The organism is Neotabrizicola paludis (assembly GCF_044142105.1).
Classification (GTDB): Bacteria; Pseudomonadota; Alphaproteobacteria; order Rhodobacterales; family Rhodobacteraceae; genus Pseudogemmobacter.
The window spans coordinates 187,312-200,731 of record NZ_JBGTYM010000001.1 but is presented as its reverse complement, the minus strand read 5'-3'; the positions used below and the strand labels follow the sequence as shown (position 1 = coordinate 200,731).

The 13,420-nt window shown below is 64.4% G+C and carries 16 protein-coding genes; 7 read left to right on the top strand and 9 right to left on the bottom strand.

Annotated elements, in window-relative coordinates; all coding sequences use genetic code 11:
- Positions 1-4: 4 nt before the first annotated feature.
- Both hydA and ACED67_RS00950 read right to left on the bottom strand, forming a co-directional pair.
- Positions 5-1,456, bottom strand: coding sequence for a dihydropyrimidinase (gene hydA, locus ACED67_RS00955; RefSeq protein ID WP_395539575.1), 1,452 nt, complete (start codon positions 1,454-1,456; stop codon positions 5-7).
- A gap of 88 nt (positions 1,457-1,544) precedes the next feature.
- A complete protein-coding gene (locus ACED67_RS00950; RefSeq protein ID WP_395539574.1) occupies positions 1,545-2,795 on the bottom strand; it encodes a Zn-dependent hydrolase in 1,251 nt (416 codons plus the stop codon).
- Between the two features lie 142 nt (positions 2,796-2,937).
- Between ACED67_RS00950 and ACED67_RS00945 the strand changes: the two genes are divergently transcribed.
- The 3 genes from ACED67_RS00945 (at position 2,938) to ACED67_RS00935 (ending at position 4,745) form a co-directional block, all read left to right on the top strand.
- A complete protein-coding gene (locus ACED67_RS00945) occupies positions 2,938-3,594 on the top strand; it encodes a TetR/AcrR family transcriptional regulator (protein ID WP_395539573.1) in 657 nt (218 codons plus the stop codon).
- Between the two features lie 22 nt (positions 3,595-3,616).
- On the top strand, positions 3,617-4,072 hold the full coding sequence (locus tag ACED67_RS00940) for a heme-degrading domain-containing protein (protein WP_395539572.1): 456 nt from the start codon (positions 3,617-3,619) through the stop codon (positions 4,070-4,072).
- A gap of 64 nt (positions 4,073-4,136) precedes the next feature.
- Positions 4,137-4,745: a TetR family transcriptional regulator C-terminal domain-containing protein gene (locus tag ACED67_RS00935; RefSeq protein ID WP_395539571.1), complete on the top strand. Its 609-nt coding sequence runs from the start codon at positions 4,137-4,139 to the stop codon at positions 4,743-4,745.
- On the opposite strand, the gene ybiA is transcribed toward ACED67_RS00935, so the two are convergent.
- Positions 4,732-5,214 carry a riboflavin biosynthesis intermediates N-glycosidase gene (gene ybiA, locus ACED67_RS00930; RefSeq protein WP_395539570.1) on the bottom strand — a complete coding sequence of 161 codons (483 nt, stop codon included), beginning with the start codon at positions 5,212-5,214 and terminating at the stop codon, positions 4,732-4,734. The genes ACED67_RS00935 and ybiA overlap by 14 nt on opposite strands.
- Positions 5,215-5,434: 220 nt before the next feature.
- Here ybiA and ACED67_RS00925 point away from each other — a divergent pair, with 220 nt between their 5' ends.
- Positions 5,435-5,740, top strand: a complete 306-nt coding sequence (locus ACED67_RS00925; protein WP_395539569.1) for a hypothetical protein — start codon at positions 5,435-5,437, stop codon at positions 5,738-5,740.
- 225 nt (positions 5,741-5,965) lie between these two features.
- Here the strand turns inward: ACED67_RS00925 and preA are convergent, their stop codons facing one another.
- The 3 genes from preA to ACED67_RS00910 all read right to left on the bottom strand — a co-directional run bounded on the left by preA (position 5,966) and on the right by ACED67_RS00910 (position 9,286).
- Positions 5,966-7,258 (bottom strand): NAD-dependent dihydropyrimidine dehydrogenase subunit PreA, encoded by a 1,293-nt coding sequence (gene preA / locus ACED67_RS00920; RefSeq protein ID WP_395539568.1) that lies wholly within the window; start codon positions 7,256-7,258, stop codon positions 5,966-5,968.
- A 111-nt stretch (positions 7,259-7,369) separates the two neighbouring features.
- Entirely contained in the window at positions 7,370-7,906 is a 537-nt protein-coding gene (locus tag ACED67_RS00915) for a DedA family protein (RefSeq protein WP_395539566.1), read from the bottom strand.
- Positions 7,907-7,972: 66 nt separating this feature from the next.
- Positions 7,973-9,286: an NAD(P)-dependent oxidoreductase gene (locus tag ACED67_RS00910; RefSeq protein WP_395539565.1), complete on the bottom strand. Its 1,314-nt coding sequence runs from the start codon at positions 9,284-9,286 to the stop codon at positions 7,973-7,975.
- 227 nt (positions 9,287-9,513) lie between these two features.
- Here ACED67_RS00910 and accB point away from each other — a divergent pair, with 227 nt between their 5' ends.
- The 3 genes from accB (at position 9,514) to aat (ending at position 12,176) form a co-directional block, all read left to right on the top strand.
- The gene (accB, locus tag ACED67_RS00905; RefSeq protein ID WP_395539564.1) at positions 9,514-10,014 is read left to right on the top strand and encodes an acetyl-CoA carboxylase biotin carboxyl carrier protein; all 501 of its coding nucleotides are present in this window, start codon (positions 9,514-9,516) and stop codon (positions 10,012-10,014) included.
- A gap of 11 nt (positions 10,015-10,025) precedes the next feature.
- A complete protein-coding gene (gene accC / locus ACED67_RS00900; protein WP_395539563.1) occupies positions 10,026-11,372 on the top strand; it encodes an acetyl-CoA carboxylase biotin carboxylase subunit in 1,347 nt (448 codons plus the stop codon).
- Between the two features lie 144 nt (positions 11,373-11,516).
- On the top strand, positions 11,517-12,176 hold the full coding sequence (aat, locus tag ACED67_RS00895; RefSeq protein ID WP_395539562.1) for a leucyl/phenylalanyl-tRNA--protein transferase: 660 nt from the start codon (positions 11,517-11,519) through the stop codon (positions 12,174-12,176).
- Here the strand turns inward: aat and ACED67_RS00890 are convergent.
- Genes ACED67_RS00890 through ACED67_RS00880 form a run of 3 tightly spaced genes read right to left on the bottom strand, consistent with a single transcriptional unit; the run spans position 12,110 to position 13,379 of the window.
- Positions 12,110-12,526: a DUF2155 domain-containing protein gene (locus tag ACED67_RS00890; RefSeq protein ID WP_395539561.1), complete on the bottom strand. Its 417-nt coding sequence runs from the start codon at positions 12,524-12,526 to the stop codon at positions 12,110-12,112. The genes aat and ACED67_RS00890 overlap by 67 nt on opposite strands.
- Entirely contained in the window at positions 12,523-13,008 is a 486-nt protein-coding gene (gene mlaD / locus ACED67_RS00885) for an outer membrane lipid asymmetry maintenance protein MlaD (RefSeq protein WP_395539560.1), read from the bottom strand. Before mlaD ends, ACED67_RS00890 begins: the two co-directional genes overlap by 4 nt.
- Complete coding sequence (locus tag ACED67_RS00880; protein ID WP_395540444.1) at positions 13,005-13,379, bottom strand: NADH:ubiquinone oxidoreductase subunit NDUFA12; 375 nt, start codon at positions 13,377-13,379, stop codon at positions 13,005-13,007. Before ACED67_RS00880 ends, mlaD begins: the two co-directional genes overlap by 4 nt.
- Positions 13,380-13,420: the final 41 nt, after the last annotated feature.

The window sequence follows — 13,420 nt, the reverse complement described above, 5'->3', positions numbered from 1 at the left end:
ACCGTCACACGCCCGTCGCCGGGATGCCCGCGCGCGAGATCGGGCGCGGGTTCGTCACCGCCTTCCAGGTCGACAGCGCCTTCGAGACCGCCCCGTTCGGGTCGCGGGCAATAAACTTGCCATGCCCCTCGGTGCTGGTCAGGGCGCCATCGGTCACGGCGACATGGCCGCGGCTCATGACATAGCGCGGCAGGCCCTTGACCGTCTTGCCCTCGAACACGTTGTAATCGATCGCCGATTGCTGGCTTTGCGCCGTGATGGTCTTCTCTTTCTCCGGGTCCCAGACCACCAGATCGGCATCGGCACCGACCAGCACCGCCCCCTTCTTCGGATAGCAGTTCATGATCTTGGCGATATTGGTCGAGGTCACGGCGACAAATTCGTTCATCGTGATCCGCCCGGTATTGACACCATAGGTCCACAGCATCGGCAGCCGGTCCTCAAGCCCGCCCGTGCCATTCGGGATCTTGGTGAAGTTCCCGACCCCGGTCCGCTTCTGCTCTGTGGTGAAGGCGCAATGGTCGGTGGCCACGCAGGACAGCGTGCCGCTGGCCAGCCCCGCCCAGAGCGAATCCTGATGCTTCTTGTCGCGGAACGGCGGCGACATCACCCGCCGCGCGGCATGGTCCCAGTCGGGATTGAAATATTCGCTCTCATCCAGCGTCAGATGCTGGATCAGGGGTTCGCCCCAGACCCGCTTGCCATTCATCTTGGCCCGGCGAATGGCCTCATGCGCCTCCTCGCAAGAGGTATGGACGACATAGAGCGGCACCCCCGCCATGTCGGCGATCATGATGGCGCGGTTCGTGGCCTCGCCCTCAACCTGGCTCGGGCGCGAATAGGCATGCGCCTCCGGCCCGGTATTGCCCTCGGCCAGCAGCTTGGCCGACATTTCCGCCACCAGATCGCCATTCTCGGCATGGACCAGCGGTATCGCCCCCAGCTCTGCGCAGCGCCTGAACGAGGCGAACATCTCGTCGTCATTCACCATCAAGGCGCCCTTATAGGCCATGAAATGCTTGAAGGTGTTGATGCCACGGCCGACCACGGCCTTCATCTCGTCGAACACCTGCTCGCCCCACCAGGTGACCGCCATGTGGAAACTGTAATCGCAATGCGCGCGCGCGGTCTTGTTGTCCCAGATCTTCAGCGCATCCAGCAGCCCCTGCCCGGGCGAGGGCAGCGCGAAATCGACCACCATCGTCGTCCCGCCCGCCAGCGCCGCGCGGGTGCCCGAATCGAAATCATCCGCCGAATAGGTGCCCATGAAGGGCATCTCCAGATGCGTATGCGGGTCGATCCCGCCGGGCATCACATAGCAGCCCGAGGCATCCAGCACCTTGTCGCCCTTCAGCCCATGGCCGATGGCGATGATCTGGCCATCCTCGACCAGCACATCGGACTTGTAGGTCAGATCTGCGGTCACGATGGTGCCGCCCTTGATGACTGTGCTCATACCGCTCTCCCCGGCAGATCGCCCTGCCCTTCATCTTGGTTCAAATATCCCACGGGGTCCGGGGGTGTGAAACCCCCGGGGCCTGCCCTCAGGACACCACCTCAGCCACCTCAAGCACTGCATGCAGCAGCACGTCGGTCCCCGCCGCCGCCCATGCCGGCGTGATCTCTTCCGCCTCGTTATGGCTCAGCCCGCCCACGCAGGGGCACATGATCATCGTCGTGGGTGCGACACGGTTGATCCAGCAGGCGTCATGCCCCGCGCCCGAAACGATGTCGCGATGCGAATAGCCCAGGGCTTCGGCCTTGGCCCGCACCACGGCCACCAGTTCCGGCGCGAAGGTGACGGGGTCGAAATGGCCGACCGGCTCGATCGAACAGCCAAGGCCCAGTTCGGCCGCCACCGCATGGGCGGCGCGTTCGACCTCTCCACGCATCGCATCGAGCTTGGCCTGTTCGGGGCTGCGGATATCGACGGTGAATACCACCTTGCCGGGAATCACGTTGCGCGAATTCGGGAAGACCGTCACCTGCCCCACCGCGCCCACAGCGTTCGGCTGATGCGCCATGGCGATCTGATGCACCCGCTCGGTCACCCGCGCCATGCCCAGGCCCGCATTGACCCGCATGTTCATCGGCGTCGAGCCGGTATGCGCATCCTTGCCGGTCAGGGTGACTTCCAGCCACCACAGGCCCTGGCCATGGGTGACGACGCCGATCTCCTTCCCCTCGGCCTCCAGGATCGGCCCCTGCTCGATATGCAGCTCGAACATCGCCTTCATCTTGCGGGCGCCGGTCTTCTCCTCCCCGACCCAGCCGATCCGCTCCAGCTCGGCGCCAAAGACCTTGCCCTCAAGGTCTGTCCGCGCCTTGGCATAGTCCTCGGTATGGATGCCCGCGAAGACACCAGAGGCCAGCATGGCCGGGGCAAACCGCGCGCCTTCCTCATTGGTCCAGTTGGTCACCACGATCGGGTGCCGCGTCTTGATCCCCAGATCGTTCAGGCTGCGCACGACCTCAAGCGCGCCCAGCACCCCCAGCACGCCGTCGTATTTGCCGCCCGTCGGCTGGGTGTCCAGATGGCTGCCCATATAGACCGGCAAGGCATCTGGATCGGTGCCCGGACGGGTCATGAACATGTTGCCCATGGTGTCGACGCCCATGGTCATGCCGGCGGCCTCGCACCAGGACTGGAACAACCTCCGCCCCTCGGCATCGGCATCGGTCAGGGTCTGGCGGTTGTTGCCGCCCGCCACGCCCGGCCCCACCTTGGCCATCTCCATCAGGCTGTCCCACAGCCGCTCGCCATTGATCCGAAGGTTCTCACCCGGCGCCGTCATCGCTCGTCTCCCTGTCTGGCCGGAGCGTCTTGACCGCACCCCTTGCCGCGACTCGTTTTCTGACCGTATGGTCAAGAGACACGCGACCACAACCTGACCATTCGGTCAACGAGAATCCCCTCTCAACCGAGACGGACCCTTGATGGACGACGCCGCGCCCGCATCGCCTGACACATCCCGTTCGCGCCCTCGCCGCACCCATATACGGCGCGAGAATGAGCGGCTGATCCTGCAGGCCGCGGAAAAGGTCTTTGCCGAGGCAGGTTTTGGCGGCGCGACCATGCAGCTCATCGCCGATATGGCGGGCCTGCCCAAAGCCAATTTGCACTACTATTTCGCCACCAAGGAAGACCTCTACCGCCGCGTGGTCGAGAACATCTTCACCATCTGGCTGCGCGCCGCCGACACATTCGACCGCGCGCCCGACCCGGCAACGGGCATCGGCGCCTATATCGAGGCCAAGATGCGCATCTCGCGCGACCACCCCTTCGGCTCCAAGGTCTGGGCCTCCGAAGTGATGCATGGCGCGCCGGTCATCCAGGACTATCTGGAGACCACGCTGCGCAGCTGGACCGAGGGCCGCATCGACGCCATCCAGCGCTGGATCGACGAAGGTCGCATGGCGCCCATCGACCCGCGCCACCTTCTCTACATGATCTGGGCCATGACCCAGCATTATGCCGATTTCGGCCATCAGATCGAAACGCTGAATGCCGGAAAACCGTTGAACGACCGGCAATGGAAGGCCGCAACGGCCAGCATCAAGGCCGTGATCCTGCGCGGCATCGGCGTCGTCTGACACCAAGGAAAAGGACTGAGAGATGGATTCCAAGGCCCTTGCCGCAGAATATGACGCGCTGATCCTGCCACGGTTCACCGAGGTCGAAGCGCTGGAACTGGGCCGCCTCCTGACCGCCATGGCGCTCAAGGATCTGGCCCCGGTGGTGATCGACATCCGCAGCCCCGACCGCATTCTCTTTCACGCGGCCCTCCCCGGCTCGGCCCCGCTCAACGACCGCTGGATCGCGCGCAAATCGGCCACGGCGCTCTTGTTCCAGCTGCCTTCGCTGCTGGTCGGCCAAAGGAACCGCGACAAGGACGAGACCCTGGCCAAGCACGGCCTGTCGCTGGACAGCTATGCCGATCACGGCGGCGCCGTGCCGATCCGCGTGACCGGCGCGGGGGTCGTCGCCTGCGTCACCGTGTCGGGCCTGCCGCAGGTCGAGGATCACCAGCTTGCCATGCGCGGCCTTGCCGCCCTGCTGGCGCATCTCTGACCTGCGCCATTTGACCGCAGCCGCCCCTGCCGCTTTAATGGGCAGATCAAGACCGGAAGACCATATGACCGTCCAGCGCAGCCGTATCCAGAAGAAGAACCGTGAAGCGATCCTCGAGGCGGCGCTTGACGTCTTTTCCTCGCAAGGCTTCCGCGGCGCCACGCTGGACCAGATCGCCGAGGCGGCGGGCCTGTCGAAACCGAACCTGCTCTATTATTTCCCGTCGAAAGAGGCGGTGCACAATGCCCTTCTCGCCGGGCTGCTGACCACCTGGCTCGATCCCCTGCGCGCGATGAAACCCGAAGGCGAGCCCGTCGAGGAAGTTCTGGCCTATGTGCGGCGCAAGCTGGCGCTGTCGCGGCATTTTCCGCGCGAGAGCCGGCTCTTCGCCAATGAGATTCTGCAAGGCGCCCCCCGGATCATGGCCGCGATCGAGGGCGATCTGAAAACCCTGGTCGATGCCCGCGCCGCGCTTCTGTCGCGCTGGATGGATGACGGGCGTCTGGCCCGCGTCGACCCGGTTCACCTGATCTTTTCGGTCTGGGCGCTGACCCAGCATTACGCCGATTTCGACGTTCAGGTGCGGGCCGTCCTGGGGCCTGGACATGACCCCTATGCCGAAGCAGGGGGATTTCTGGATACGCTGTTCCGGCGGTTGCTCACGCCGGGGTAAGATTGTCGCGTCTGTGAGGCCGTCCTTTTCGCAATTCCTCGCGAACCGCCATGAGCATTTTTCCAAGCTTGTTCAGCCCCGTCCCATCGGGACCGATGCCCCAATAGGCATCCATCGGGGCATTCTCGGCGATCATCCGCTCGCCCGTCGACAAGAGCAGTTCCGCAAGCTTTTCGTGGGTCATGAACTTGGTCCGGACGGCCTCCAACATGATGCCGTCTTTGACCTCCTCCCAATCCGGGCGCAAAGGCAAATGGCGCGTCATGCCCAGCGCCTTGGCCTCTTTCGGCTTTCCCACGCGCCGGATTTTCTCGCGATAGGTCTGGTCTGCGAATTTCTGCGCCTGGAAATAGTGTTCGACGGTCGGCCACCATGCACCTTCCAGTGCAACGCCATACGGTGCAAAGTTGGAAAACTCGGCATAGGCATCGGTTTGGGCGTAGAAGAACACTGCGTCTTGCGGGAACACGGGATACCCCCAAATGAAAATCTGCGTCGAACCTGATGCCGTAGCGGGCCTGCGCAGCGCTCCAAGACCGCGCCACCTCCGGTCGGGCCATTCTGGGCGAAGCCAGTCCCGTAGACCCGACGTCATTCGCTCGAATTGTAAAGGCAATTCTGTGGGCAAGACTGTGGCGCTTGCGTAAGATCACGTCTCGTGGGGGTACTTTGGGCTAATGGTGACGGACATGGGAGTCTTCTCATCCGTCCTGCCAACGGTGCAGACGTTGGGAACATCGCCGCAACTGTCGGCAGGGCACATTCTCGGGGGCGGCAGCGCCCTTCACAATGGCGGGCGGGCAGAAACTGCCGCGACGCCTTACACCTCGCGGCCGGTGCAACCGGCCGCGGGCCTGGCCGAAGCGGTCGGGTATCTTGCGGAAGAAAGCTATCAGGTGGAATCCGCCCGCGCCCGGGCCGAAGCCGCCCAGCGCGCCTATCTGGTCGCCAGCCTGATGGAAGGCCGCAACCCGCTGTTCGATCCGGTCCCCTGATCCGGCGGGGCTGTCCCCCAGGTCGCAGGGCGGGGTCGTCCCCGCCCCCTGCGCGACTGCCCGGGGCCGGCCCACACTGCGCCTGCATGGCGGGTGGCCCCCACCCTGCAGGCCGCCCGACCCGGCCCCCCTGATCGCCAGAGCCCTAAGAAATCGTTAACAGCACCAGGTCAAGCCATTGAAATATATTGACCTCACGCGCTGTCCCATCGTGAGACAGGCCCATCACTCCGCCGCCATCGGATTATTCGGGTGGGTCGTCCAATTGGCATAGTCACCCACCTTGCGTCCGGTGCGCGGGTCGACCGCGCCCTTCTCCATCGGCACCATGGTGATGCAATCATCCACCGGGCAGACATTGACGCACAGGTTGCAGGCCACACATTCATCGTCCTTGACCGTGAACACCCGCCCCGGCCCCATGGCGATGGCCTGGTGGCTGGTATCCTCGCAGGCGGCATAGCAGCGGCCGCATTTGATGCAGGCGTCCTGGTCGATATGGGCCTTGGTCACATAGTTCAGGTTCAGGTCCTGCCATTCGACGAAATTCGGCACGGCCCGGCCCACCAGTTGCGGCAGGCTCATCTTCTTTTCGTCCAGATATTGCGACAGGCCCGAGATCATCTCCTGCACGACCTTGAACCCATAGGTCATCGCCGCCGTGCAGACCTGCACATTGCCGCAGCCCATGGCCATGAATTCGGCCGCATCGCGCCAGGTGGTCACGCCGCCGATGCCCGAGATCGGCAGGCCCCGCGTCTCGTCATGCCGGGCGATCTCGCCCACCATGTTCAGCGCGATCGGCTTGACCGCCGGGCCGCAATAGCCGCCATGGCTGCCCTTGCCGTCGATCATCGGGAAGGGCGAGAAATTGTCGAGATCGACATTCGTCACCGATTTGATTGTGTTGATCAGGCTGACCGCATCCGCGCCGCCCCGCTTGGCCGCCATGGCGGGCGGCAGGATCGAGGTGACATTGGGCGTCAGCTTCACGATGCAGGGCAGTTTCGAATAATGCTTCACCCAATGGGTAACCATCTCGATATATTCCGGCACCTGCCCCACGGCCGATCCCATGCCGCGCTCCGCCATGCCATGCGGGCAGCCGAAATTTAGCTCGACCCCGTCCGCGCCGGTATCCTCGATCCGCATCAGGATGTCTTTCCACGACTCCTCGTCGCAGGGCACCATCAGGCTGATCACTAGCGCCCGGTCGGGCCAGTCGCGTTTGACCCGGCGGATTTCCTCAAGGTTCACCTGCAAGGGCCGATCCGTGATCAGCTCGATATTGTTCAACCCGAGAAGCCGCCGGTCCGCGCCCCAGATCGCGCCATAGCGCGGCCCCGAGACATTGACGATGGGCGGCCCTTCGGCGCCGAGCGTCTTCCACACCACCCCGCCCCAGCCCGCCTCGAAGGCGCGCACAACGTTGTATTCCTTGTCGGTCGGCGGGGCGGATGCCAGCCAGAACGGGTTCGGGGACTTGATGCCGATGAAATTGGCGGACAGGTCAGCCATGGCGGGCCTCCTTGGCGAGGGCTGGGAGAAGGGAATCAAGAAGAGCGCCCGGGCGATGCCCGCGCGTCAAACGGGGATCGCCCCGCGCTGCCGGATCGAAAGATCGATGGCTCAGCCGGTGAAGTAGGACCAGATCCAGCCGATCAGATAGCCGCCGACCTCGCCAACCTTGGGCACGGCCCAGGCCCAGACCAGGCAACCCAGCGTGTTCCAAAGAGCGAAAGACGCAAAGCCCATCCGGCTCATGCCCGCCATCAGAAAGACGACGGGGCGCAGGAAGGTGACGAAATGGCCCAGGAAAACCGTGGCGGCGCCGTATTTCTGAAAGAACACATTCGTCTTGGCCACCCATTCGGGATGGTTGCGAACCGGCCACATCCGCAGGATCGCATCGCCATATTTCAGGCCGAGCCAGTAGGACCCGAAAGAGCCGATCATCGCGCCGACAACCGCCCCCAGGAAGATCCCGGTGAAGCTCAGCGCCCCCGCGGCTGCCAGGGCGCCCGTCGCCACCAGAACGGCCGTCGAGGGCAGGACGATCGACAGGAAGGCCGTGTTCTCGCCGATCGAGAACACCAGGATGATCCAGGGCGCCCAGGCCTGATTGGCTTCGATGAAGCCGATGATAGTGTCGATCCAGCCGCTCATATGCACCTCTTGCCCGCGACGGCATAGGATGCGTCCGCAGCATCTGGCAAGGGGAAAGCGCGGCCATCACGCGCCCATAAGCGCGATGTGTATGGCCTCGGCAGCATCCCGCCCCTCGGCCACGGCGGTCACGGTCAGATCCTCGCCCCCCGCCGCGCAATCGCCGCCGGCCCAGACGCCGGACGGCAAGACCCCGAGCTTCGCCCCGGCCTCAAGCCCGGCGGGAAGGTCGGCAAGGGTTTGGCCGATGGCCTTGAACACCTGATCGGCTTTCAGCGTGAAGCCCTGATCCAACAGCTTCAACCCGCCTGCACTCTCTTCGGTATAGGCAAACTCCACCGCCTCGGCGCGGCCCGCGCCGGTCACGCGCAAGGGGGCGGCATTGTGGATGATCCGCACGCCAGCCTGCACGGCATGGTCCTGCTCATCGACCGAGGCCGACATCTTCTCGCGCCCGCGCCGGTAGACGATGGTCACGTTCTCGGCGCCCAGAAGTTTTGATTGCACCGCCGCGTCGACCGCCGTCATGCCGCCGCCAATCACCACGACATCGCGGCCCACGGGCAAGCTGGCCATATCAGTGGTCTGACGCAGCTCGGCGATGAAGTCGACCGCATCGCGCACGCCCGTCAGGTCTTCCCCCGTCGCCCGCAAAGCATTGACGCCCTGAAGGCCGACACCCAGGAAGACCGCATCATGGCTGACGCGCAGCGCCTGCAGCGTCACATCGCGTCCGACATCGACCTCAAGCCGCAGCTCGATACCGCCAATGGTCATAAGCCAGTCGACTTCTTTCTGCGCAAAGCCGCCCACCGCCTTGTAGCTGGCGATGCCATATTCATTCAGACCGCCCGCTTTGGGCCGCCGGTCATAGACGGTGACGGCATGGCCCTTAAGCGCCAAACGATGGGCGCAGGCAAGACCTGCAGGCCCCGCGCCGACCACGGCAATCTTCTTGCCCGTGTCGGCCGCACGGGTGAACGGATGACCCTGTGCCATGGCGACATCGGTCGCATAGCGTTGCAGGCGCCCGATCTCGACCGGCTTGCCCTCGGCCACTTCCCGCACGCAGACCTCTTCGCACAGCGTCTCGGTCGGGCAGACGCGGGCGCAGATGCCGCCCAGGATGTTCTGGCTCCAGATCGTCTTGGCTGCCGCTTCGGGCGTGCCTGTGGCGATCTGGCGGATGAAGAGCGGAATGTCGATCGAGGTCGGACAGGCCGTCATGCAGGGCGCGTCATGGCAGAAATAGCAGCGATCGGCCGCGACATGCGCCTCATGCGCGTCGAAAGGCGGCGTATGATCGCCGAAATTCGCGGCAAGCTGGTCGGCGGGCAGACGTGCGGGCGCGATTCCCGGCGTCAGCGGGCTATTGGTCATTGCGGCTCGGGCCTCCCTGGCTCTGGCTTCTTTGGAATCAGCGTCTCACAGGGTCGATATTTTATCAAACGGTAAATTTTCGCCGGAGATCTTTTCGCCGCCGCGCCCGAACGCTTTCCCGCGATTGCCGCAGGAATGGGCGCTTTTCACCCTGCGCGCCCTGCCCTATAAGCACTCAATCCCGCCGGCCTGCGGCCTGGCCACGCAAAAGACCAATCGAGGATGGCATGAGCAAGAACTCTCCCGACGCCGACGTCGCCTTCATCTCGGCCCTTGCCGAACTTCTGAACAAGAACGAGTTGACCGAGATCGCGGTGAAACGCGAATATGGCGAGGATGACAGCCTTGAGGTCCGCGTGGTGAAGCAGGCGACCGTCGTCGCCGCCCCTGCCTACGCGCCCGCGCCTGCTTATGCCCCGGCGGCCCATGCCGGCGCTGCCCCTGCCGCCGCCGCACCTGCCGCAGCCGCCGTCTCGGAAGACCCGAGCCAGCATCCGGGCGCCGTGACCTCGCCCATGGTGGGCACGGTCTATCTGGCCGCGGAACCGGGCGCCGCCCCCTTCGTCACCGTGGGCGCGACCGTGGCCGAGGGCCAGACCGTGCTGATCATCGAGGCGATGAAGACGATGAACCACATCCCCGCCCCGCGCGCGGGCACCGTGAAGCGCATCCTGGTCGATGACGCGAGCCCGGTCGAATATGGCGCGCCCCTGATGATCATCGAATAAGGGCCGCTGCCATGTTCGAGAAAATCCTGATCGCGAACCGCGGGGAAATCGCGCTGCGGGTGATCCGCGCCTGCCGCGAGATGGGGATCCAATCGGTCGCCGTCCATTCCACCGCCGATACCGACGCCATGCATGTGCGCCTGGCCGACGAATCCGTCTGCATCGGCCCGGCACCCTCGTCGGAAAGCTATCTCAAGAAATCCGCCATCATCTCGGCCTGCGAGATCACCGGCGCGCAGGCCGTGCATCCGGGCTATGGCTTCTTGTCGGAGAACGCCAGTTTCGCGCAGGCCCTGGAAGACCATGGCCTGACCTTCATCGGCCCATCGGCGGAACATATCCGTATCATGGGCGACAAGATCACCGCCAAGGAAACCGCCAAGGCGCTGGGAATTCCGGTTGTGCCTGGCTCGGATGGCGGCGTGCCCGATGTCGAGGCTGCGCTGAAAGTGGCCGGTGATATTGGCTATCCGGTCATCATCAAAGCCACGGCAGGCGGCGGCGGCCGCGGCATGAAAGTTGCGAAATCGGCCGACGAGCTCGAGGTCGCCTTCCGTACGGCGCGGTCCGAAGCCAAGGCCGCCTTCGGCAATGACGAAGTCTATATCGAGAAATACCTGCAAAAGCCGCGCCATATCGAGATCCAGGTCTTCGGCGATGGCAAGGGCCGCGCGGTTCATCTGGGCGAACGCGACTGTTCGCTCCAGCGCCGCCACCAGAAGGTGTTCGAGGAAGCCCCCGGTCCTGCGATCACGCCCAAGATGCGGTCCGAGATCGGCAAGATCTGCGCCGATGCCGTGGCGAAGATCAACTATATCGGCGCGGGCACGATCGAGTTCCTGTACGAGGACGGCAAGTTCTACTTCATCGAGATGAACACCCGCCTTCAGGTCGAACACCCGGTCACCGAATACATCTTCGGCGTCGATCTGGTACGCGAACAGATCCGCGTCGCTTCTGGCCTGCCCTTGTCCTTCAGCCAGGACGAGCTGGAGATCAACGGCCACGCCATCGAAGTGCGCATCAACGCCGAGAAACTGCCGAACTTTGCCCCCAACCCCGGCAAGGTTCGCATGTTCCACGCGCCGGGCGGCTATGGGGTGCGGATGGATTCGGCGCTGTATTCCGGCTATTCGATCCCGCCCTATTACGACAGCCTGATCGGCAAACTGATCGTCCATGGCCGCGACCGGCCCGAGGCGCTGTCGCGCCTGCACCGGGCCTTGTCAGAGCTGGTGGTCGACGGGATCGAGACCACAGTGCCGCTGTTCCACGCGCTGCTGGCCGAACCCGACATTCAGGCAGGCGATTACAACATCCACTGGCTGGAAAAATGGCTCGCCGCGCAGTTCGGCTGAACCGGGCGATTTCGTTGCGGCCCCCTGCTGCGGCCGCCCCTCGGAGGGGTTTTGCGCCCCTCCGACCTCTCCTGCAGAGTATTCCAGCCGCGGTGAGGGTGCAAAGCCAGGCAGCTTGCCCGTCACGTTGCCACGGCTGACGTGATGGACCCCGAAGCGATCACCCCCGAAATCCTGTTGAACGCCTATGCCATGGGGATCTTTCCCATGGCCGAGGGACGCGACGTCGCCGAAGTCCACTGGGTTGACCCCAGGCAGCGCGGCATCCTGCCATTACAAGGATTCCACATTTCCCGCAGTCTTTCGCGCCGAATTCGGCGCTGGAATTACACTATTCGAACAAATAGCGATTTTGGAGGGGTTGTGCACGCCTGCGCCGAGCGTGACGAGACCTGGATCAACGCGCCGCTCTTTGCCCTGTATCAAAAGCTGCACGATTTGGGTTTCGCCCACTCGGTCGAAGTCTGGTCAGAGGGCCGGATGGCGGGCGGTGTCTTCGGCATCGCGCTTGGCGGCGCTTTCTTTGGCGAGTCAATGTTCTCGCGTGAGACCGGGGGGTCGAAAGTGGCCCTTGCCTATTGCATCCACCGGCTGCGGGCGGGCGGTTTCGCCCTGTTCGACACCCAGTTCCTGACGCCGCATCTGGCAAGCCTGGGCGGGATCGAGATTCCGCGCACCGCCTATCGCCGCCTTCTGCAAGACGCCCTGGCACTGGACGCGACGTTCTTTCCGGACGGCTACTGTCCGTCGCCTTCCGTTGTGGCATCGTCAGGCGCATCCGGCGCAACTTCGGGCGGCTCATAGCCCGGCACCACGCAACGCAGCACCCAGACGTCGTAGCGCGGGTGGTCCAGCGCGGAAAGCGCGGGCGAAGAGGCCAGCATCCAGCCGGTGAAGACAGGACCGTCGCGGGTAGAGTCAAGAATGGTCAGATGCGCCTCAGCTTCGGCGGCCGGGTTGTCGCTGGGATAGCGGCAGGCATCGAGCTGGATGGTCAGCCGTCCGTTGGTGGCCGACTGGCCAAGTTGCAGCTCGACATCGCCGGTCTGATTGGTCAGCTTGTCCAGCCAGCGCACCACCCCGCCCTGCGCATCGGAATAGCCCTGCGCCAGCGACGGGGCGGCGCTGAGAAGAAGAGCCGCAAGCGCCTTCATCCGCCGCTCTCCGCGCTGCCGGCATCGACGGGCTTGTCGGATTGGCCGCCGACGAATTTCATCAGCAGCGAAATCAGGCTGACCGCACCCTGGGTATCCTCAATCTCATCGCCCGGCGTCAGATTGTCGGGCGCACCACCCGGCACGATCTCGACGAAATTGCCGCCCAGCAGACCCTCGGAGGAGATCAGGATCGCGCTGTCGGCCGGAAGCTGGATGTCCTGGCGCAGCATCACGGTCGCATCGGCCATGAAGGTCTGCGGGTTCAGCACCAGGTTGGTGATCGTGCCGACCTTGACGCCCGCCAGCCGCACATCCGAGCCGACCGAAATTCCGTCGACCGACCGGAACGAGGCCTTGAGCGGATAGCTGGCGCCCGAGGATGCGGTCAGCCCCGCGCCCTGCGCCGCGTAAAAGGCGAAAGCGCCGGCAAGGGCCAGCACGGCCGCACCGGCCGCGACTTCGGCGGCGAAACGGCTCATTCCGGCTGCCAGGCCTCATAATCGCGCCGCGGCGCCGGTTCGGCGCGGCGGATCGAGCCCGGCGGCGCATAGGCCAGATCGGTGCCGGTCAGGTTCTCTTGATGGGGCGCTTCCCAGGGCTTGTGCGCCAGCGGCGCCTCATTCGGCGGCTGGTCCCAGGTGTGGTGCAGCCAGCCATGCCAATCGGGCGGCACGCGGCTGGCCTCCATCTCGCCGTTGAAGATCACCCAGCGGCGCTTGCCATCGGCGGTGCGATAATAGGCATTGCCCTGTTCATCCTCGCCGACTTTCACACCCTTGCGGGCCGTGAATATCTGGGTGTTCAGCGTCTGGCTGTTCCACCAGGTCAACAGGCGCTTGAGGAAATACATCGGCCATGCCTCCATCTCGTCCGCCTCCTTATACAAGCCGG